Here is a 20,161-nt window from a genome sequence, read left to right on the forward strand (position 1 = left end):
TCAACCGTCGGCTTCCGCTTTTCTGAGCCGCAGTGCTTCAGGGGTGACCGAGCGATCGGCCGGCTGGGTCTTGAAGGCGTCGCGGTCTTCGATCGGCACCGGCGCGCGGCGGCTGATGCGCAGCAACGTGTAGGCGGCGAGGCTGAGATGCGCTAGCGCGGTGGCCAGGAACAGGCCTTCGGGGCGGAGCCAACCCATCAGGGCGGCAGCCAGCAGGGGCCCGATCATGGTTCCGAAGCCATACAGAAGCAGCAGGCCGCCCGAGACCTTGACGAAATCCTCCGATCGGGCGTGGTCGTTGGCATGCGCCACGGCGATCGAATAGAGCGTGTAGGCAAAGGCGCCGTAGGCGGCGGCGAAGACAATGACGAGGACGGCGGAACGCGGTTCGAACAGGAAGATCAGGATGGCGAACAGTGCGGCGCCGAAAGCCGCGCCCGCCAGCACGAAACGGCGGTCGGTCTTGTCGGAGAGGCGTCCGGCCGGAAGCTGCATGGCCGCGCCGGCAATAACGACAAGGCTCATCATCAGTGCGATCTGGGCGGTGGAGATGCCGATACGGGCGCCGTAGACGGCGCCAAGCGTGCCCCAGGCGCCATTGGCGATGCCGACCAACAGGCAGGCGATCGCCGACACCGGCGAGTTGGCGTAGAGACCTTTGACGTCGAGCTTGACGTCCTGCAAAGGCTTGGGAGACGAAGCCGACGACACCGCGGTCGGGATCAGCGACAAGCAGAACAATATGCCGGTGATCATGAACAGCGACGCCGATCTGACGTCGCCGCCCGCAACGATCATCTGGCCGCCCATGATCGAGGCATAGGTGACCATCATGTAGAGGCCGAAGACGGTGCCGCGGTTCTCGTTGGTGGCCTTCTCGTTCAGCCAGCTTTCGATGACCATGAAGGCTCCGGCCATGGTGAAGCCGGTGAAGGCGCGCAGCAGGATCCAGACATATTCGTCGATGATCAGGCCGGTAAGCAGCGCCACGATGGCGCCCGAAGCGGCAAAGGCGCCGAACGCCCGGACGTGGCCGGCGCGGCGCACCAGGCGCGGTGCGAAGAAGCAGCCGGTGACGAAGCCACCGGCCCAGGCCGTGCCCATCAGACCGAGCGATGCGGTCGAAAACCCTTCGATCTGGCCGCGCAACGGCAACAACAGGCCGTGCAATCCCGAAGCTGCAAGCAGGAAAGCGGTGCCGCGAAGCAGCGAGAGGATCGGCCTGTAGCTTGCAAACATTGTTTGATCCGTCTGGAGATTCGGTGGCGGGGTCTGAAGACAGGCGCATTCGGGCTTTTCGGCGGCGGATGCTCAACGCCGAAACTAACGCGAAAACTAGCCGCGGCGAAACAGGGCTTCGGCCGCCGATTTGGTGCTGCCCTTGGTCTGGAGCTCGGCTTCGAGCCGGGCAATCTCCTCGCGCAGGATGCTGATCCGTTCGGTAAGGTCACCGACCGAAAGCAGCGACAGATCCTGTCCGATCTCATGCGGGCGGGCTTTCTTTTTGGGTTCGTCGTCGAAGATCGCCATCGTCGCTCCTCCCTATTCAGTATTGGGCTGATTTGGCCATTTGCCTGATCCGGCAATCAGCATACATAGGGCAGGGGCGCAGATGCAAACAGCCGGCAAGAAGCTGGCAGCCGGCGACAGACCGGCGGACCGAGACGGGAAATTTCATGGCGAGCGGACATAAAATTCCAGCCACGATGACGGCCATCGCAATCTCGCAACCGGGCGGGCCGCGGGTGCTGAAACCGGAAACGCGCGACGTGCCGGTGCCTGGTCCCGGCGAAATCCTGATCCGGGTGCGTGCGGCCGGCGTCAACCGCCCCGACGTGCAGCAGCGCAAGGGCGCCTATCCGGCGCCGCCCGGCGCCTCCGACCTGCCCGGTCTCGAGGCATCGGGCGAAGTGGCCGCCCTTGGCGACGAGATATCGCGCTGGCGCATCGGCGACCGGGTCTGCGCGCTGACGCCGGGGGGCGGTTATGCCGAATATGTCAAGGTTCATGCCGGCAGCGTGCTGCCGCTGCCCGCCGGCTTCACCCACACGGAGGCGGCCGCGGTTCCGGAAAACTATTTCACCGTCTGGCACAATGTGTTCGAGCGCGGCGGCTTGAAAAAGGGTGAGACGCTGCTGGTCCATGGCGGCTCATCGGGCATCGGCACCACGGCGATCCAGCTGGCGTCGGCCTTCGGCGCGTATGTCGTCACCACCGCCGGCAGCAAGGAAAAATGCGACGCCTGCCTGAAGCTCGGCGCCGACCGGGCGATCAACTACCGCGAGGAGGATTTCGTCGCGGCGGTCAAGGATGCGACTGGCGGCAAGGGGGCCGACGTCATTCTCGACATGGTCGGCGGCGACTATATCGCGCGCAACTACGAGGCCGCCGCGGTCGAGGGCAGGATCGTCCAGATCGCCGTCCAGGCCGGCGCGGTGGCGAGCGCCGATTTCTCGAAAATCATGGTCAAGCGGCTGACCCACACCGGCTCGACGCTGCGGCCTCGCACGGTCGAGTTCAAGGCGGCGCTCGTCGCCGCACTGGAAGCACAGGTGTGGCCGCTGCTCGGCACCCGGAAGGTAGCGCCGGTGATGGACATGATCTTCCCGCTAACCGACGCCTGGCGGGCGCATGAGCGCATGGAAGAGGGCGAGCATATAGGCAAGATCGTTCTCGACGTCGGCTAGATGGGGCGAGATTCAGGTGAGGCCGGCCTGCGAATGGCGGCTCCCTGCGCTTCCGGCCTTCCGCCGGCCGAAGCCCTCATGAGGGGTTGCGGCAGTTAAGGCTACGGCCGGCGTAGGCCGGTGCTTCGTACTGAAGTACGCTCCGCTCCGGTTCTCGGGAGCCGCCATTCTCTGCTCGGCCTGACCTGAACCTCGCGCCATGCTCCGCGCTCAGCCTGTCGGCAAGATGAACAGAAGCTTAATGCTGCAATGCAGCATTTGCATTGCGGCTATGCAAAGACGTCTGTTCAATTCGTGGGCAGCACTGCCTATCTAAGCGTCATCGAAACGATTTGATCCAACAACTGGAGGACAACCATGAACCCGATCCGCGCTTTCCGTAACTGGCGTATGTACAACGAAACCGTGCGCGAGCTGAACAAGCTCAACGCCCGTCAGCTCAGCGACCTCGGCATCAGCCGCGGCGACATCGAGAGGATTGCCCGCAAGGCCATCTAATTCGAAGCCTGGTCGGCCGATGAGGCCTGACCACGCGGCAGAAGCAAGAGCCGCCGCAGACGGTATCCCGTCGCCGGTTCCGAGCCCGCTGGACCCTGTCCGGCGGGTTTTGTCGTTTTGGACCCCCTGTACAACTCGGCATCAATGATCGCCGGAGCCGAGGTCCTCCTGGCCTCCCCCGCTGTCCGGTGTCCGACGGCTGCGCCCTGCGCCAAAAACATTGCGAAACGGCAGCGGAGCGGTTATACAGGCCGCGAATTTCCCATTTTGGTGGCTCTAAACCACCGCCCGCGCGGGAACGCGGGCGAACGAGAAGGATTTTTGAAATGGCCAATACGCTGCTGATGCCCAAGGCGACCGCCGTCTGGCTGGTCGACAACACCGCGCTTTCCTTCGAGCAGATCGCGCAGTTCTGCGGGTTGCATCCGCTCGAGGTCAAGGCGATCGCCGACGGCGAATCGGCGCAGGGTATCAAGGGCATGGATCCGATCATGACCGGACAGCTGACCCGCGACGAGATCGCGCGCGCCGAGAAGGATCCGAACCAGCGCCTGAAACTGTCCGACCCCAAGGTGCGGGTGCCGGAATCCAAGCGCAAGGGTCCCCGCTACACACCGCTGTCGAAGCGCCAGGACCGGCCCAACGCCATCCTGTGGCTGGTCCGCAACCATCCGGAATTGAAGGACGCGCAGATTTCGCGCCTGGTCGGCACGACCAAGTCGACGATCGAACAGATCCGCGAGCGCAAGCACTGGAATTCGGCCAATCTGCAGCCGATGGACCCGGTGACGCTGGGTCTCGCTTCGCAGATCGACCTCGACATGGAAGTCAACCGCGCCTCGCGCGGCCGCGAGCAGGCGCAGCCTGTCGGCGACACGCTGCTGCCGGCTGCCGTGACCGAGCGCCTGGTGCCGGCGCCGGAGAAGCCGAAGGACGAGGATGCCGAGCTCGACGCAAACGCCGTGTTCGCCAAGCTCTCGGCGCTCAAGTCCAAGAAGGAAGATGCGGACGACGAGTAAGGTTTGCGACAGTTCATCAAAAAAGCCCGCTTCGAGCGGGCTTTTTCATTGATTATCGAAGTCTCAGCTGCGCGCCGCCCGGTCCGGCGTCATGCCATAGTCCTCCGAGCGTTCGACGGCGCGGTAGAAGTCGGCAAGCTGCTTGCCGCGCTCAGGCTTGAAGATGCGGCCGGCGATGACCACCGAGGCGATGCGGTCGATGCGGAAGGCGCGGAAATCGTCGCGCATCTCGCACCAGGCAACCAGCGTCCATACCTTGCCCCAGAACCACAGACCGAGCGGACGGATGTCACGCCCGGTGCTGCGGCCGGCCTCGTCGCGGTAGTCGATGGTCAGCACCTGTCGCTTCTCGACAGCGCGCTCGATCACGTCGATCGCCTCACGCGCGGCGTCGCTCACCACCCACATCGGCGTGTGGATCTCGGTGCGGGCGATGCGGTCCTTCTCGGCGTCGGGCAGGACGGCGCCGATCTTGACCAGCGCCTCGTCGGCCGCACGCGCCATGGCCGCGCCGCCAAAGGCCCGCACCATGCGGGCGCCGGCGACCAGCGCGACGATTTCGTCACGCGTGAACATCAGCGGCGGAAGGTCGAAACCCTCCCTCATCATGTAGCCGACGCCGGCCTCGCCGTCGATTGGCACTCCGGTCGACTGCAAATCGGCGATATCGCGGTAGATGGTCCGCTCGGAAACCTCGAGCCATGTGCCGAGCTTCTGGGCGGTGACCAGCCGGCCGCCACGCAGGTGCTGCACGATCTGAAAGAGCCTGTCGGCACGTCGCATCGTATGGTCCCTCGACTGCTTGTCTATGAATGTCATGGTCCCAAAACCGGTTCCGGGTGACATCCATGTCCTGTTTTATGCTTGTCGTTCTCCCAAAAACCGCTGCGCACTTTTGGGCGACACGCATTATGGTTTAAGTCCTTCGCGCCTGCGCTGCACGGCGACGAATTCCGCGCCGAAGGACAACTTCTTCGTTGTCGGCGTGTTCACGTCGAGCACACGCCAGTACGGCGTGATATCGTTCAGCGTCATGCCGCGTTCGAGATCCTCATTGGCGGCTTCGGCGACGGTTCGCAGATGATAACCGATGGTGACCGGACATGTCACGTGCGCCCCATGCTCGATGGCGAGCGCGGTGCGCAAGGCGCGTACATCCATCTCGAGGCCGTTGGGGATCGTGCGGATGAAATCATCGACCTGACGGGGCGTCGGCACCAGCATCGGCTGGCCCTCGACGACGTCGCCCATTGTGCGTGGCGTCGGCTTCACGCCGTTGACGCCCGGCGTGTTCAGCCTGTCGTTCCAGCTTTTCACCATTCATGTCTCCTGACACGTTTATGGCATGGTGCTCCTGACAGCATTCTGTCAGGAGCCTTCAGCATTGTCCGTAGCAGGCGCCAAAGTTTTTGCGCCAGCCCGAGGGGTCGCCGCCCGGGGGGCCATGTCAATGATCCGGGCGTTGCGGGGTTCGCATCCAAGCATTGTCATGTAAAACGCCTCAGATCTCGCGAATGCGGCTGTGACCCTCATACATATCCGGCCAGCCAATGTCCTTGCGGATGTCCGCGGGCAAGGAGTTCAGGAAGCGCTGGGTACGAACTTCATTGCGCATCGTGCGGATCTTGCCGACATAGTGCTGTACGCTGTTCAAAATACCAAAGCTGTTCATGACCATCTCCTCTTCTCTGATGGAGACACTATTGCATACCCCTCCTGACAGCAGTCTGTCAGGAGCATGTCAGGTCGTTGAAGAAAGCTGCGAGGTGCTTGGCGGTCGGTTCGGAAACGAGCCTTTTGTCAGGAATGGCCAAGTCGACCGAGACCATGCAAGAACCGCTTTGACAGCCTGTCGCGATGCTGCTCAAAGGCGGGCATGTCGAAACTCCTCGCGCTCGTCATCATCGGCATGATGGCCATTCAGCTGATCAAGCCGCTCGGCTGGCCGGGCCTGAAGCGGCGCGGCGATTTCTGGAAGCTGGCCCTGATCGCCATGGCGGCCATCGCGCTGGCGGGTGCGCTGGGGCACTGGACATAGCCTTGAGGGTCAGGTCGGGTCCACCGTTCCCATGGCAATCATCCGGATGGCGTTGAGGCTGGGCACGAAGAAGTAATCGCCACCGCGCGTCGTCATGAATTCCGGCAGGTTCGCCGCAATAAAAGGCGTGGCGCTGGCCGGGCCGGCCGGAATGACATGCTTGCTCGATTCGGCGCGGTTGCCGGTCAGCGTGCAGGTGTCGTTGCCGGTTTCGGAATCCAGGCCGTAGCTCATCCATTGCTGCTGGATGATATTCTGGCTCAGATCCATTGGAAGCAGGCTGCAATCAACAGTATTTGGAAATACTCATGTCAGTTCTCTGAAGCCCACCAGTCCGAGCTTGTGCCCCCTCAGGTCAATCGGCGAGCACCCATCCGACCAGATGTTCGGCCCAGGCGCGGTAACCGGCTTCCGAGGCATGAAAGCCATCGGAGGCAAAGCCGGCCTCCGGGTTGGTGATCGGCAGCCGTGGCGCCGGCACGGCGCCGCGCTCGAAACAGAGGCGCTCGCCCATGCGGTTCATTGCGGTAGCGCGGATTTCGAGAATCTTGCCGAGCAGCGGCGGCATGGCCGGCGCGCGGGTGAACTCCAGCACCGGCGACCACACCACGCGCGCCTCCGGCCATTTGGCACGCGAGGCGTAGAGCAGGCCACCGAACTCCTTCTTGAAGCGCGGTACCGAGTGGAAATTCTTGGTGTCGTTGGTGCCGATGGCGAGCACGATATGCGTCCACGGATCGGCCGACAGATTGGGCAGCACATGGTCGCGGATCTGGCCCGACGTTGCCGAGTTGAAGCCAGCGGCGCGCCAGCGCACGGCAAGGCCGGTTCGTTGCGCGATCATGACGGCAAGCTGCGCGGCAAGCCCGTTCTCGGAATTGCCGATGCCGACGGAAGCGGCCGAGGAATCGCCCAGCACCAGCAGCGAGATGGCCGGCGCCTTGCCCGATATTTCGTGCATGACCGGCCCTTGTGCCGGCAGCATGCGGGTGGTGCGGCGGCGCACGCCGAGGCCCTGCCAGAAATAGACGGGGTAGGCGAGCCAGGTAAGAAGGGCCGGGAAGCGCATGGCAATACCGTTAGAGGTTAACGGCAGCCTTAGCGCATGTTTGGGCGCAGGTGAACGCGCTTCTAGTCGCAGCAGTTCGGCTTATCCGCCTGCTTGTCCTGATATTCGTCATGCAGCCGCACCCAGTCCATCAGGCTATGATAAGGGCCATTTTCGCCGCGGCCCTTCGGTGTCATGTCGAGATAGTCGTAAGTGCCGATCTGGGCCTCGCCGCCGCGGGCGCGCGACATAAAGGTAAGGAATATGTCGCCGTTCTCGTCCTTGTAGAAAACACTGGTGCCGGGAAGGTCCTTTGACGTGCGCGGACGCGTCTCGAAATTGTAGGTGGTGTCGCCGGCCGCGATCTGCTTGTCGGTGAAGGAGACCTGCATGTCGAAGTTGAAATCCGAGGCGTAGGACGACACCCAGTCGAATTTCCAGCCCATACGCTGCTTGTAAGGCAGCAGTTCCGCCAGCGGCGCGCGCGCAACCACCACCAGCGACACGTCGTGGTGCCTGAGATGCTGATCGGCGCCGTCTATATGGTCGGCAAGGAAGGAGCATCCTTCGCAGCGGTGGTTCGATCCTGGCGTCATCATGAAGTGGTAGACGATCAGTTGGCTGTTGGCGCCGAACAGTCCGGCCAGGTTCTTCGGACCCTGCTCGGTTTCGAAGACATAGTCCTTGCGGATTTTCATCCAGGGCAGTTCACGCCGCTCGGCGGCGATGCGCTCACGCAACCGTGTCAATTCCTTCTCGCGCGCCAGATGCGCCTTGTGCGCCTCAAACCAGTCTTCACGCGAAACCACCTTGCTGCGAGTCATGAAGTTCTCCCTGTCTGTTCACCCAAGGACGTTTGGGGTGGGCAGAAACCGACATCGCCGTCAGCTTTTGCCGAAAAGGAGATAAGGATGGACGAACTCCGTCCAAGCCGGGCTTTGCATAAACAAACCCGGGCGCATCGGCCCGGGTTGTATGACAACGGGAGGACTGCGCTCAGGCGGCCTGTTCGAGGCTCGCCGTCCATTGTCCCAGCGCCGCCAGATGGTTCATGTGGGCACGATGGGTGAAGGCGGCCTGGCCGGCGGCGACGTTCGATGTCTTGCCGCTCCAGGCCTTTTGCGGGGCGGCCTGCAAGGCGCGGCCATAGGAGAAGGTCAGCTTCCACGGATGCGGGCCGATGGCGTTGATGGCGTTGAGGTTGGCGGTAGCCTCCTCGTCCGACTGCCCGCCCGAAAGGAAGGCGATGCCCGGCACCGCTGCCGGTACGGTTTCGCGGAACAGTTTTATGGTCTTTTCCGCGACCTCTTCGGGGCTGCTCACCTTGCCCGACTTCCTGCCGGCCAGCACCATGTTCGGCTTCAGGATGGTGCCTTCCAGCACAACGCGCGCTGCATGCAGCTCGTCATAGAGCTTGATCAGCGTTGCCTTCGAGATGTCGTAGCAGGTGTCAATGTCGTGCGCGCCGTCCATCAGCACTTCCGGTTCGACGATCGGCACGATGCCGGCCTCCTGGCACAGTGCGGCATAGCGGGCCAGCGCATGGGCATTGGAGGCAATCGAATTGGCCGAGGGCACGCCCTTGCCGGTGTCGATGTCGATCACCGCGCGCCATTTGGCAAAGCGGGCGCCGAGTTTGTAATAATCGGCGAGCCGTTCGCGCAAGCCGTCGAGGCCTTCGGTAACGGTATCGCCGGGAAAGCCGGCGAGTGGCTTGGCGCCGGCATCGACCTTGATGCCGGGAATGGCGCCCGCCGCCTTGATGATGTCGACCAGAGGCGTGCCGTCGGCAGCCTTCTGACGGATGGTCTCGTCGTAGAGAATGACGCCGGAGATGTACTTCGTCATCGCGTCCTTGGCGCGGAACATCATCTCGCGGTAGTCGCGGCGGCTATCGGCGGTCGATTCGACGCCGATGACGTCGAAGCGCTTCTTGATGGTGCCGGAGCTTTCATCGGCGGCCAGCAGGCCCTTGCCGCCGGCCACCATCGCGGCGGCAATGTCTTCGAGACGTTCGCTCATTTCTCTTCTCCTAAGGGGGTACGCTCCGCGCGTAACGGAAGTCTACCGCCAAAGGAATGGGATCGGAAAGCTCGAATCGATTGAAAGTTCCTGGCGTCCGTTTTTGCGCCCCCGATCCGGTCAGGCTTGTTTCTTCAGCACGTCGACGCCGGGCAGCGGCTTGCCTTCCATCCATTCGAGGAAAGCGCCGCCGGCGGTCGAGACATAGGTGAAGTCGTCGGCGATGCCGGCATGGTTGAGGGCGGCCACCGTGTCGCCGCCACCGGCGACCGAGACCAGCTTGCCGGCCCTGGTGCGGGCCGCCGCGTGCCTGGCCGCCGCCACCGTGGCGTGGTCGAAAGGCTCGATCTCGAAGGCGCCGAGCGGGCCGTTCCAGACCAGGGTCGCGGCGCGGTCGATCCATTCACCGATCGTCTTCACGGTCTTTTCGCCGACATCGAGGATCATGCCGTCAGCCGGGACATCCGAAATGGCAACGGTCTCGCTGGCCGCACCCGCCTTGAATTCCTTGGCGACGACACCGTCGACAGGCAGGATGATGGCGCAGCCGGCTTCGGCGGCCTCGATCATGATCTGCTTGGCGGTCGCGGCAAGGTCATGCTCGCACAGCGACTTGCCGACAGCGGTGCCACGCGCGGCGAGAAAAGTGTTGGCCATGCCGCCGCCGATCACCAGCGCGTCGACCTTCTTCACCAGGTTCATCAACAGGTCGATCTTGGTCGACACCTTGGCGCCGCCGACAATGGCGACGACAGGGCGGACCGGATTGCCGAGCCCCTTCTCCAGCGCCTCGAGCTCGGCCTGCATGGTGCGGCCGGCATAGGACGGCAACAGCCGCGCCAGGCCTTCGGTCGAGGAGTGCGCCCGGTGGGCGGCGGAAAAGGCGTCGTTGACGAAGATATCGCCATTGGCGGCGAGCCGCTCTGTAAAGGCCGGGTCGTTCTTCTCCTCGGTCTTGTGGAAGCGGGTGTTTTCCAGCAGCAGCACATCGCCCTTGTTCATGGCGGCGACCGCACTGCCCGCCGTGTCGCCGACGCAGTCGCCGGCAAAGCCGACGGGGCGGCCAAGCACCTCCGCGGCAGCCTTGGCGATCGGCTCCAGCGAGAATTCGGGCGAGGGACCATCCTTCGGGCGGCCGAAATGCGCGAGCAGGATGACCTTGGCGCCCTTGCCGGACAGTTCGGCGATGGTCGGCGCAATGCGTTCGATGCGGGTGGCGTCGGTGACCTTGCCGTCGGCGACGGGCACGTTGAGGTCGACGCGCACCAGCACGCGCTTGCCGCTGATATTGCCGATATCGTCGAGTGTCTTGAGGGCGGCCATGCGGGTTCCTTTCCGTGGAAAATCGCCGGGACCATACCTCGCATCGATGACGATGCAAGGCTTGAGCCGGAGTGCGAGCTAAATTTTGAGATCAAGGAGAAGGCTGTCGTGATGATGCGGGACGTCAGCGTGAACCGATCGCTTGTCAGCCTTCGGTCGTTACCTTTTCCGCCGTCGGCTCAAGGGCCTTCTCATTGGCTATCGCCTCTGCAGTCTGCGTCTCGGTCGGCTTGCGCCAGTTGCGGATGAAGGCGGAGACACGATCGCCGATCTCGCCGGCGCTCAGGAACACCGGAACCCGCGCCACCGGCGCGGTCGGCTCGAAGGAGAGGCCGAGACCGGTGATCTTGCCCTTGTCGTCGACGTCGCGGACGATCAATTCGATCGGGCCGATCAGCACCCGGTCGGCATATTCGGCATGGCCGCCAAGCCTTGCCGTCACCAGCGCGCCGACGGTGAGCTTCTGCTCGGCTTCGCTCAATCCCGGTGTGTATGCGGCCTCGAGTTCTGCGGCCGAGCGGGCGGGATCGACGGCAAAGGCGCCGAAGAAGTCGGCATCCTCGGGGTCGACTACGGCGCGGCTGGCAAACAGCTTGTCAAGCAGGCGCGGATAGCGGTCGGGCACGAAGATGTAGACCTGGTCGCCGGCCGCGAGCCGGCCCATGTCCTGGAAACGCATCGAGCGGCCGTCGCGCAGCACCAGCGAGGGCCGTGCCCAGCGCGGGATGCGCTCGCCGCGCGCCACCGGGCTGCCGGGCGCGACGCGGTAGGCGAGCAGTTCGTGGTGGGCGGAGCCCGGCAGTTCGAGTTCGACCTTGTCGAGCGGCCCGAGTCTCGCCGGCACGATCAGGCCGAGCCGGCGCGCCAGCGGACCGACCGACCAGCCCTGCACCACCAGCGATACCAGAACGATGATGAAGGCGACGTTGAAGATGGTGCGGCCGTTCTCCAGTCCGCCGAGCAGCGGGGTGATGGCAAGCAGGATGGACACGGCGCCGCGCAGGCCGACCCAGGAGACGAAGGCGATCTCGGGACGTGGCAGGCGGAACGGGATAAGGCAGAGCCAGACGGCGACCGGGCGCGCGACAAACATCAGGAACAGGCCGAGCAGCACCGCCGGCACCATGATCGCCGGAAACTGCGAGGGCGTCGCGAACAGGCCGAGGATCAGGAACATGATGATCTGTGCCAGCCACGACATGCCGTCCTGGAAGCGCTTCAGGATGGTGACGGCGCGGATGTCGGAGTTGCCGGCAATCAGCCCGGCGAGATAGACCGCCAGGAAGCCCGAGCCGCCAATGGCGCCGGCGGCGGCGAACACCATCAGCGACAGGGTCAGCACGAAGATCGGCAGCAAGCCATGGTCGAGGTTGAGCCGGTCGACGAGGCGCACGATGCCGAGCCCGCCAAGCACGCCGACGACGGCGCCGAGCCCCATATTGAGCAGGAAGCCGAGGATCAGGTCGGTGACCAGCACATGGGTCTCGGGATTGGCGTGGGCGGCGATGATCTCGACCAGCGTGATGGTCAGGAAGATGGCGATGGGGTCGTTGGTGCCGGATTCGACTTCGAGCGTGGCGCGCACGCGCTCGCGCAGATTGATTTCGCCGGCGCGCAGCAGGAAGAACACCGCAGCCGCGTCGGTCGAGGCGACGGCAGCTCCCAGAAGGAAGGATTCCAGCCAGCTGAGGTCGAGCAGATAATAGGCGGCGGCGCCGAACAGGCCAGTGGTCAGGATTACGCCGAAGGTCGCCAGCGACAGCGCCGGTCCGGCCGCTTGGCGCAGCGCGTTGAGCGGCGTGCCGAAACCGGAATCGAACAGGATGACCGCCAGCGCCAGTGAGCCGGCAAAATATGCCACGCGCGCATTGTCGAATTCGATGCCGAGACCATCGACGCCGCTGGCGAGGCCGATGCAGAGGAAGAGCAGCAGCAAAGGGGCGCCGAAGCGAAAGGCGATCAGGCTCGAGAACGCTGCGGCGACGACTAGCGCTGTGCCGACCAGCGTGACGAGATAGATCGCATGCTCCATCCGTGATTTGCCCCTCGAATTCCTCTTTCTACCGATTCACGGGAGAGTGGGGCGAAGGCATGGCCGGTGCAAGGCGCAAGGATGGCTTTTTGCCTTATGCCGCTGATTTTCCGGCGTTTGGCGGCTCGGCGCGCCTTGCCCGGCGCGCTGACTGACGAAAAACGCCCGGGCAAAGCCGGGCGTTCGAAGCTGCGAGACGATGCCTTCAGATCAGGCGATGGTCTTGCCGAAGGCGACCGAGGTGTCGGCCATGCGGTTGGAGAAGCCCCACTCATTGTCGTACCAGGACAGCACCGAAACGAAGTTGCCGTCCATGACCTTGGTCTGGTCGAGCGCCAGGATCGACGAGCGCGGATCGTGGTTGAAGTCGATCGACACATTCGGATGATGGGTGACGCCGAGAATGCCCTTCAGCTTGCCGTTGGAGGCAGCGATCACCGCTTCGTTTATCTCCTGCACGGTGGTGGCGCGCTTGGCGATGAACTTGAAGTCGACGACCGAGACGTTGGGGGTCGGCACGCGGATCGAGATGCCGTCGAGCTTGCCCTTGAGGTCGGGCAGCACCAGGCCGATCGCCTTGGCCGCACCGGTCGAGGTCGGGATCTGCGACAGGGCAGCCGCGCGGCCGCGGTAGAGATCCTTGTGCATGGTGTCCAGCGTCGGCTGGTCGCCGGTGTAGGAGTGGATCGTCGTCATCATGCCCTTTTCGATGCCGACGGTCTCGTGCAGCACGGCGGCCAGCGGCGCCAGGCAGTTGGTGGTGCAGGACGCATTCGAGATGACGATGTGGTCCTTGGTCAGCTTGTCGTGGTTGATGCCGTAGACGACGGTGAGGTCAGCACCTTCGGCAGGCGCGGAGACGACGACGCGCTTGGCGCCGGCGGTCAAGTGCGCGGCAGCCTTGTCGCGGGCGGTGAAGATGCCGGTGCATTCGAGCGCGATGTCGATGCCGAGCTCCTTCCACGGCAGCTGCGCCGGGTCCTTGATCGCGGTGACCTTGAAGGTCTCCTTGCCGACGGTGATCTGGTCGCCCGAGACCGACACTTCGTGCGGGAAGCGGCCGTGCACGCTGTCATAGCGCAGCAGATGCGCGTTGGTCTCGACCGGGCCGAGGTCGTTGACGGCGACGACGTCGATGTCCTTGCGGCCGGATTCATGGATGGCGCGCAGGATGTTGCGGCCGATGCGGCCAAATCCGTTGATGGCAACTCTGACGGTCATTTTACTCTCCCTGGGAGCTGGAGGCGGCAGATGGGTCCGCAGCTTCATAGCGGCGGATGGCACAAGAATCCAGCCGCAGAAGGCCGAATTTAAATCGATTAGGTTGGTCCAGCCCCGCGAATCCGCCTTGGAGGTGCGCGGGACTGACCCTGATCTTACTTGCCGTGCAGGCGGGCTTCCGCCGCCTTGGCCGCGGCTTCGGCGGTGATGCCGAAATGCGGGTAGAGCTGCTCGATGGTGCCGGAAGCGCCGAAGCCGGTCATGCCGATGAAGATGCCGTCGGAGCCGATCAGGTGATCCCAGCCCTGACGGATGCCGGCCTCGATCGCCATCTTGATCGGCGCGTTGCCGATCGTCTCCTTGCGATAGGCGTCGCTCTGCTGGTCGAACAGTTCGAAGCAAGGCACCGAGACGACGCGGGTCGGGTGCCCATGCTTTTCAAGCAAATCACGGGCGCCGAGCGCGATCTCGACCTCGGAGCCGGTCGCGAAGATCGTCACCGCCGCTTCGCCGCTCGCCGCGGCCAGTTCATAGGCGCCCTGGCTCGAGAGGTTCCTGGCCGAGTGCTCGGTGCGCACCGTCGGCAGGTTCTGGCGGGTCAGCGCCAGGGTGGACGGGGTCTTTTCCGATTCAATGGCGATCTGCCAGCATTCGGCGGTTTCCACCGCGTCGGCCGGACGGAAGACATTGTGGTTGGGGATGGCGCGGAGCGCCGCCAGGTGCTCGACCGGCTGGTGGGTCGGGCCGTCTTCGCCCAAACCGATCGAATCATGGGTCATGACGAAGATCGAGCGGATGCCCATCAGCGAGGCCAGCCGCATCGACGGACGGGCATAGTCGGAGAAGCACATGAAGGTGCCACCATAGGCGATGAGGCCGCCATGCAGCGTCAGGCCGTTGAGGGCGGCCGCCATGCCATGCTCGCGGATGCCGTAGTGGACATAGCGCTGGCCGTAATCGTCCGGCGTGATGTTCTTGGTCTGGCTGGTCTTGGTGTTGTTGGAGCCCGTCAGGTCGGCAGAGCCGCCGATGGTTTCCGGCACCGCGCCGTTGATGACTTCCAGCGCCATTTCCGACGATTTGCGGGTGGCGACCTTCGGCTTGTCGGCCGACAGCTTCTTCTTGTAGTCGGCAATGACGGCATCGAAATTCGACGGCAGCTTGCCGGCGAGGCGGCGCTCGAACTCGGCCTTCAGCTCGGGCTTGGCCTTGGCGAGCCGGCCTTCCCAGTCGGTGCGCGGCTTGACGCCGGCCTTGCCGGCGGTGCGCCAGGAGTCGAGAATGTCGGCCGGAATTTCGAAGGGCGGCGAGTCCCAGTTGAAGAATTTCCGCGCGCCTGCGATCTCGTCGGCGCCGAGCGGCGAACCGTGCGCCTTGTTGGTGCCGGCCTTGGTCGGGGCGCCGAAGCCGATGGTCGTCTTGCAGGCGATCATCGTCGGCTTGTCGGAATGGCGGGCGGCTTCGATGGCGTAGGCGATCGCCTCGGGGTCGGTGCCGTCAATGTGGCTGGCGTTCCAGCCCGAGGCCTGGAAGCGGGCGACCTGGTCGGTGTTGTCTGCAAGCGAAACCGGACCGTCGATCGAGATGTTGTTGTTGTCCCAGAAGACGATCAGCTTGTTGAGCTTGAGGTGGCCGGCCAGCGCGATGGCTTCCTGGGAAACACCTTCCATCAGGCAGCCGTCGCCGGCCAGCACATAGGTGTAGTGGTCGACGAGGTCGTTGCCGAAGGCGGCGTTCATGATGCGCTCGCCGAGCGCGAAGCCGACCGAATTGGCGAGACCCTGGCCGAGCGGGCCGGTCGTCGTCTCGATGCCGGTGGCATGGCCGTATTCGGGATGGCCGGCGGTCTTGGAACCCAGCTGGCGGAAATGCTTGATCTGGTCGAGGGTCATGTCCTCGTAACCGGTCAGATGCAGCAGCGAGTAGAGCAGCATAGAACCGTGGCCGGCCGACAGGATGAAGCGGTCTCGGTCCGGCCAATGGGGGTTCTTCGGATCATATTTCAGAAAGCGGGTGAACAGCACTGTGGCGATGTCGGCGCAGCCCATGGGCAGGCCGGGATGGCCGGACTGGGACTTCTCGACGGCGTCCATGGAGAGAAAACGGATCGCATTGGCCATCCGGTCATGTTGTTCACGCGACGTCATGGTACCTCCGGGGTGGGGATTTGTGGGCTTGGCAGAGCCCAGGAAAGAGTGCGCGACACATAGCAGCCACGGGCTTTTAGTCAACAAATCGGCTGCACATTTGCCGGTCTTGTGATGGCTTTGAGACCTTATGGGGCGACCTACATTAGCGTTAGCGGGGGACAGTCGCGAGAGCTTTGTTGACGTTGCCTTCACCCGGTGCCTAATGTTTCCTTGTTAACGCGTTCTGAACGCGAAGCGATTCGGTGATGGGCAGGGCACAGGACGAAGGCCATGACCGGCGAAACCACACTCAAGGAAGTCATCCACAGGCTGGGCAAGGCCATCGAGGGGCTGGAAAACGCCGTCGCGGCCAAGCTCGAGCACGAGCGCGACTATTCCGAAGCCGAGGCTGAGGTGCAGCGCATGAACGCCGACCGTTCACGGCTGGCGCAGGAACTCGACAATTCCGAAGCCCGCGCCGAACGGCTGGAAGATGCCAACAAGGAAGTGTCGCGCCGCTTGGTGACCGCCATGGAAACCATCCGCGCGGTGCTGGACAGGTAGGAGCTGCAGGCCATGGCACAGGTCACGGTTTCCATCGACGGCAAGCAGTATCGCATGGCTTGCGACGAGGGTCAGGAAGAGCACCTGATCGACCTCGCCGAGCGGTTCGACCGTTATGTCTCGCATCTGAAGGATTCGTTCGGCGAGATCGGCGACCAGCGGCTGACGGTGATGGCCGGCATCATGGTGATGGACGAGCTTTCGGAGCTGCAGAAGCGGGTCAAGGGCATGGAGACCGAAGTGCAGACGCTGCGCAAGACTCGCGACGAAGCGCTGACCAAGGCCGACAAGAACGACACCGTGCTGACCAGCGCGCTCGGCGCGCTCGCCCAGCGCATGGAAGACCTGGCCACGTCGCTGGCGGTCAACAAGGCCTGAGCCTTCCCCGCACAAACGAAAGATTGTCGGCCCAACGTCGGTCCGTAGAACGAAAGTGCTCGTTCCGTCGCCAATAATAGTTTCCTATTGTCCTGCAGCCGCGATTTTTGCGCTAAGATGCGGGAATGCCGGAGCGTTGACGCCGTCCACGGCCGCTCCTGACGAAATCTGTTGCTGGGGAAATAATGCCATGAGCCTTCGTATCAACGACATCGCGCCTGACTTCACCGCCGAGACAACGCAAGGGCCGATCAAGTTTCATGACTGGATCGGCGACGGCTGGGCGATCCTGTTCAGCCATCCGAAGAATTTCACCCCGGTCTGCACCACCGAGCTGGGCACGATGGCGGGGCTCGAAGGCGAGTTCAAGAAGCGCAACGTCAAGGTCATCGGCATTTCCGTCGATCCCGTTGCGAGCCACGACAAGTGGCAGGCCGACATCAAGACGGCGACCGGCCAGACGGTGAACTACCCGCTGATCGGCGACAAGGACCTCAAGGTGGCCAAGCTTTATGACATGCTGCCGGCGGGCGCCGGCGAGACGTCGGAAGGCCGCACGCCGGCCGACAACGCCACGGTGCGCTCGGTCTATGTCATCGGGCCGGACAAGAAGATCAAGCTGGTGCTGACTTACCCAATGACGACGGGCCGCAACTTCGACGAGATCCTGCGCGCGGTCGATTCCATGCAGCTGACGGCCAAGCACCAGGTGGCGACGCCGGCCAACTGGAAGCAGGGCGAGGATGTGATCATCACCGCCGCGGTTTCGAACGAAGATGCGGTCAAGCGTTTTGGCGCTTTCGAGACGATCCTGCCCTATCTCAGGAAGACCAAGCAGCCGTCAGCCTAGGTTTTCTCCGTCGGAGCTATTTGGGGCTTCAGTCCTATTTGTGGCAAGGCGTGCTTGACCGGCGCGCTTTGCCAGATGACCATGCTCTTGTTCAACCCGACGGAGAAAACGGTTCCTGTCGGGCAAGGGGCAGGGGAGCCGGACATTGGACATCGCTTCGGCCAAACCTGAGGTCGCCGGCTTCTACGACAAGCCGACCGGCGCGATCCAGTATGTCGTCACCGACCCGGTGACGAGACGCTGCGCCGTCATCGACCCGATCCTCGACTTCGACGAAAAATCCGGCGCGACGGCGACGAAGAATGCCGACGCCTTGCTGGATTTTATCCGCGAAAACGGGCTGGAGCTCGAGTGGATTCTGGACACCCATCCGCATGCCGATCATTTCTCGGCGGCGCACTATCTCCGGGAAAAGACCGGCGCGCCGACGGCGATCGGCGACAGGATCGTCGAAGTCCAGGCGCTGTGGAAGGCGATCTACAACTGGCCGGATTTCCCCGCAGACGGCTCGCAGTGGGACCGGCTGTTTGGGGAAGGCGAAACGTTCATGATCGGCAACCTGCCGGTCAAGGTGCTGTTCTCGCCCGGCCACACGCTCGCCTCGATCACCTATGTCATCGGCGACGCCGCCTTCGTCCACGACACGCTGTTCATGCCCGACAGCGGCTCGGCAAGGACGGACTTTCCCGGCGGCAGTGCCGCGCGGCTGTGGCATTCGATTGAGGGCATTCTGGCGCTGCCGGACGATACGCGGGTGTTCGTCGGCCACGACTATCAGGCCGGCGGCCGCGAGCCGTGCTGGGAGAGCACGGTCGCCGAGCAGAGGGCAAAGAATATCCACCTCGTTGCGGCGCGCAGCGAAGCCGAGTTCGTCGACTTGCGCGAAGCGCGCGACAAGACACTGCCGATGCCGCGGCTGATCCTGCATGCGCTGCAGGTCAACATGAATGGTGGACGGCTGCCGGAACCGGAGGCCAATGGGAGGCGGTATCTGAAGTTTCCGCTTGATGGTTTGTGAGAGGGTGCTGTCGGTGAACAGCTAATCTCCCCCCTTGAGGGGGAGATGCCCGGCAGGGCAGAGGGGGGTGCTGTCCCGCCGACCCGTCTAATGGTTTTAGCTGTGTGATCGAGCTGGTTCGGTTGGGGTAGCTAGCACGAAAAGGCGGCGTTCCGTCACGCCCCCCTCTGTCCTGCCGGACATCTCCCCCTCAAGGAGGGAGATTGGCTGTCGCCCGGTTTTCGCCAACCACCAGCGGACCCACAAAAAAGCGGCGCCAGTTTCCTGGCGCCGCTTTTTGTTTCGTCACCGAACCCGGCTTTACGCCGCGGGCTGCGCCTCGATCGTGCGCAGGGCCTGCATCTGGCGCTTGGCAGCGGCCTTGACCGCGTCCTGCACCTTCTCGAAGGCGCGCACCTCGATCTGGCGCACGCGCTCGCGGCTGATGTCGAACTCGGACGACAGTTCTTCCAGCGTCAGCGGCTCCTCGGCGAGGCGGCGGGCCTCGAAGATGCGCCGCTCACGATCGTTCAGCACGGCCAGAGCGCCCGACAGCATGCCGCGGCGGTTTTCCAGCTCGTCCTGCTCGATCAGCATGTCTTCCTGGCTTTCGTGGTCATCGACCAGCCAGTCCTGCCATTCGCCGGATTCACCTTCGCTGGCGCGGATCGGCGCGTTCAGCGACGCGTCGCCCGACAGGCGGCGGTTCATCGACACGACTTCGGCTTCCGACACGTTCAGCCGGGTGGCGATCTCGGTGATCTGGTCGGGCTTGAGGTCGCCATCGTCCAGCGCCTGGATCTTGCCCTTCACCTTGCGCAGGTTGAAGAACAGGCGCTTCTGATTGGCGGTCGTGCCCATCTTGACCAGGCTCCACGAGCGCAGGATGTACTCCTGGATCGAGGCCTTGATCCACCACATGGCGTAGGTCGCGAGGCGGAAGCCACGCTCGGGTTCGAATTTCTTGACGGCCTGCATCAGGCCGACATTGCCTTCCGAGATCACTTCGCCGATCGGCAGGCCGTAGCCGCGATAGCCCATGGCGATCTTGGCGACGAGCCGAAGATGGCTGGTGACGAGCTTGTGCGCAGCGGAAGTGTCTTCATGCTCGGCGTAGCGCTTGGCGAGCATGTACTCTTCCTGCGGCTGAAGCATGGGAAAGCGGCGGATTTCTTCCAGGTAGCGGCTGAGGCCGCCTTCGCCGGAAACAATACTGGGTAGTGACTGGGCCATGATTGCGCCCCCTCTCTATTGGAGTGATGCCCCCGAAACGCGGCGGGCATGTGACGCGAGCACCAAAAGGCTCGCCCGCGACAACTGATCTATATAGGAACAAAACCAGAAAAGACAGGCAT

At 63.6% G+C, this 20,161-nt stretch carries 22 protein-coding genes; 8 read left to right on the forward strand and 14 right to left on the reverse strand.

The genetic code is table 11. The features are described 5' to 3' along the window. Nucleotides 1-1,239 (reverse strand): MFS transporter, encoded by a 1,239-nt coding sequence (locus NKH38_RS19235; protein ID WP_023670146.1) that lies wholly within the window; start codon nt 1,237-1,239, stop codon nt 1-3. 96 nt (nt 1,240-1,335) lie between these two features. Beyond that, complete coding sequence (locus NKH38_RS19240) at nt 1,336-1,530, reverse strand: DUF1192 domain-containing protein (RefSeq protein ID WP_023670145.1); 195 nt, start codon at nt 1,528-1,530, stop codon at nt 1,336-1,338. A gap of 146 nt (nt 1,531-1,676) precedes the next feature. On the opposite strand from NKH38_RS19240, the gene NKH38_RS19245 reads away from it, so the two are divergent. From NKH38_RS19245 to NKH38_RS19255, 3 genes are all read left to right on the forward strand, one after another. After that, a complete protein-coding gene (locus NKH38_RS19245) occupies nt 1,677-2,687 on the forward strand; it encodes an NAD(P)H-quinone oxidoreductase (RefSeq protein ID WP_352762162.1) in 1,011 nt (336 codons plus the stop codon). 357 nt (nt 2,688-3,044) lie between these two features. Beyond that, nucleotides 3,045-3,185 (forward strand): DUF1127 domain-containing protein, encoded by a 141-nt coding sequence (locus tag NKH38_RS19250; RefSeq protein WP_023670143.1) that lies wholly within the window; start codon nt 3,045-3,047, stop codon nt 3,183-3,185. Nucleotides 3,186-3,511: 326 nt separating this feature from the next. Next, a complete protein-coding gene (locus NKH38_RS19255; RefSeq protein WP_023670142.1) occupies nt 3,512-4,204 on the forward strand; it encodes a DUF1013 domain-containing protein in 693 nt (230 codons plus the stop codon). Nucleotides 4,205-4,267: 63 nt separating this feature from the next. On the opposite strand, the gene NKH38_RS19260 is transcribed toward NKH38_RS19255, so the two are convergent. The 3 genes from NKH38_RS19260 to NKH38_RS19270 all read right to left on the reverse strand — a co-directional run bounded on the left by NKH38_RS19260 (nt 4,268) and on the right by NKH38_RS19270 (nt 5,876). Continuing rightward, nucleotides 4,268-4,987, reverse strand: a complete 720-nt coding sequence (locus tag NKH38_RS19260; protein ID WP_023670141.1) for a helix-turn-helix transcriptional regulator — start codon at nt 4,985-4,987, stop codon at nt 4,268-4,270. A gap of 126 nt (nt 4,988-5,113) precedes the next feature. Then, nucleotides 5,114-5,524 carry a hypothetical protein gene (locus tag NKH38_RS19265; RefSeq protein ID WP_352762163.1) on the reverse strand — a complete coding sequence of 137 codons (411 nt, stop codon included), beginning with the start codon at nt 5,522-5,524 and terminating at the stop codon, nt 5,114-5,116. Between the two features lie 181 nt (nt 5,525-5,705). After that, nucleotides 5,706-5,876, reverse strand: a complete 171-nt coding sequence (locus tag NKH38_RS19270) for a hypothetical protein (RefSeq protein WP_023670139.1) — start codon at nt 5,874-5,876, stop codon at nt 5,706-5,708. A gap of 204 nt (nt 5,877-6,080) precedes the next feature. Between NKH38_RS19270 and NKH38_RS19275 the strand changes: the two genes are divergently transcribed. Beyond that, nucleotides 6,081-6,242 (forward strand): hypothetical protein, encoded by a 162-nt coding sequence (locus NKH38_RS19275; RefSeq protein ID WP_023670137.1) that lies wholly within the window; start codon nt 6,081-6,083, stop codon nt 6,240-6,242. A gap of 9 nt (nt 6,243-6,251) precedes the next feature. On the opposite strand, the gene NKH38_RS19280 is transcribed toward NKH38_RS19275, so the two are convergent. The 8 genes from NKH38_RS19280 to tkt form a co-directional block, all read right to left on the reverse strand. Then, entirely contained in the window at nt 6,252-6,512 is a 261-nt protein-coding gene (locus NKH38_RS19280; RefSeq protein WP_023670136.1) for a hypothetical protein, read from the reverse strand. Between the two features lie 85 nt (nt 6,513-6,597). Continuing rightward, nucleotides 6,598-7,311: an SGNH/GDSL hydrolase family protein gene (locus NKH38_RS19285; protein ID WP_023670135.1), complete on the reverse strand. Its 714-nt coding sequence runs from the start codon at nt 7,309-7,311 to the stop codon at nt 6,598-6,600. 62 nt (nt 7,312-7,373) lie between these two features. After that, nucleotides 7,374-8,114, reverse strand: a complete 741-nt coding sequence (locus NKH38_RS19290) for a DUF899 domain-containing protein (protein ID WP_023670134.1) — start codon at nt 8,112-8,114, stop codon at nt 7,374-7,376. 172 nt (nt 8,115-8,286) lie between these two features. Then, on the reverse strand, nt 8,287-9,312 hold the full coding sequence (locus NKH38_RS19295; RefSeq protein ID WP_352656877.1) for a class I fructose-bisphosphate aldolase: 1,026 nt from the start codon (nt 9,310-9,312) through the stop codon (nt 8,287-8,289). A gap of 120 nt (nt 9,313-9,432) precedes the next feature. Next, the gene (locus tag NKH38_RS19300) at nt 9,433-10,635 is read right to left on the reverse strand and encodes a phosphoglycerate kinase (protein WP_352762164.1); all 1,203 of its coding nucleotides are present in this window, start codon (nt 10,633-10,635) and stop codon (nt 9,433-9,435) included. 145 nt (nt 10,636-10,780) lie between these two features. Further along, nucleotides 10,781-12,667, reverse strand: a complete 1,887-nt coding sequence (locus NKH38_RS19305) for a potassium/proton antiporter (protein ID WP_023826735.1) — start codon at nt 12,665-12,667, stop codon at nt 10,781-10,783. Nucleotides 12,668-12,877: 210 nt separating this feature from the next. Further along, nucleotides 12,878-13,888 carry a type I glyceraldehyde-3-phosphate dehydrogenase gene (gene gap, locus NKH38_RS19310; RefSeq protein WP_023683984.1) on the reverse strand — a complete coding sequence of 337 codons (1,011 nt, stop codon included), beginning with the start codon at nt 13,886-13,888 and terminating at the stop codon, nt 12,878-12,880. Nucleotides 13,889-14,043: 155 nt separating this feature from the next. Continuing rightward, the gene (gene tkt / locus NKH38_RS19315; RefSeq protein WP_023832011.1) at nt 14,044-16,035 is read right to left on the reverse strand and encodes a transketolase; all 1,992 of its coding nucleotides are present in this window, start codon (nt 16,033-16,035) and stop codon (nt 14,044-14,046) included. A 273-nt stretch (nt 16,036-16,308) separates the two neighbouring features. On the opposite strand from tkt, the gene NKH38_RS19320 reads away from it, so the two are divergent. From NKH38_RS19320 to NKH38_RS19335, 4 genes are all read left to right on the forward strand, one after another. After that, nucleotides 16,309-16,581 carry a DUF4164 domain-containing protein gene (locus NKH38_RS19320; RefSeq protein WP_023670128.1) on the forward strand — a complete coding sequence of 91 codons (273 nt, stop codon included), beginning with the start codon at nt 16,309-16,311 and terminating at the stop codon, nt 16,579-16,581. A 12-nt stretch (nt 16,582-16,593) separates the two neighbouring features. Further along, nucleotides 16,594-16,959: a cell division protein ZapA gene (locus tag NKH38_RS19325; RefSeq protein ID WP_023670127.1), complete on the forward strand. Its 366-nt coding sequence runs from the start codon at nt 16,594-16,596 to the stop codon at nt 16,957-16,959. Nucleotides 16,960-17,149: 190 nt separating this feature from the next. Then, on the forward strand, nt 17,150-17,809 hold the full coding sequence (locus tag NKH38_RS19330) for a peroxiredoxin (RefSeq protein ID WP_023670126.1): 660 nt from the start codon (nt 17,150-17,152) through the stop codon (nt 17,807-17,809). A 145-nt stretch (nt 17,810-17,954) separates the two neighbouring features. Beyond that, nucleotides 17,955-18,827, forward strand: coding sequence for an MBL fold metallo-hydrolase (locus tag NKH38_RS19335; RefSeq protein ID WP_352762165.1), 873 nt, complete (start codon nt 17,955-17,957; stop codon nt 18,825-18,827). A 300-nt stretch (nt 18,828-19,127) separates the two neighbouring features. On the opposite strand, the gene rpoH is transcribed toward NKH38_RS19335, so the two are convergent. Continuing rightward, complete coding sequence (rpoH, locus tag NKH38_RS19340; RefSeq protein ID WP_023670124.1) at nt 19,128-20,039, reverse strand: RNA polymerase sigma factor RpoH; 912 nt, start codon at nt 20,037-20,039, stop codon at nt 19,128-19,130. Nucleotides 20,040-20,161: the final 122 nt, after the last annotated feature.

It is taken from the genome of Mesorhizobium sp. M1078, assembly GCF_040318615.1.
Lineage (GTDB): Bacteria > Pseudomonadota > Alphaproteobacteria > Rhizobiales > Rhizobiaceae > Mesorhizobium.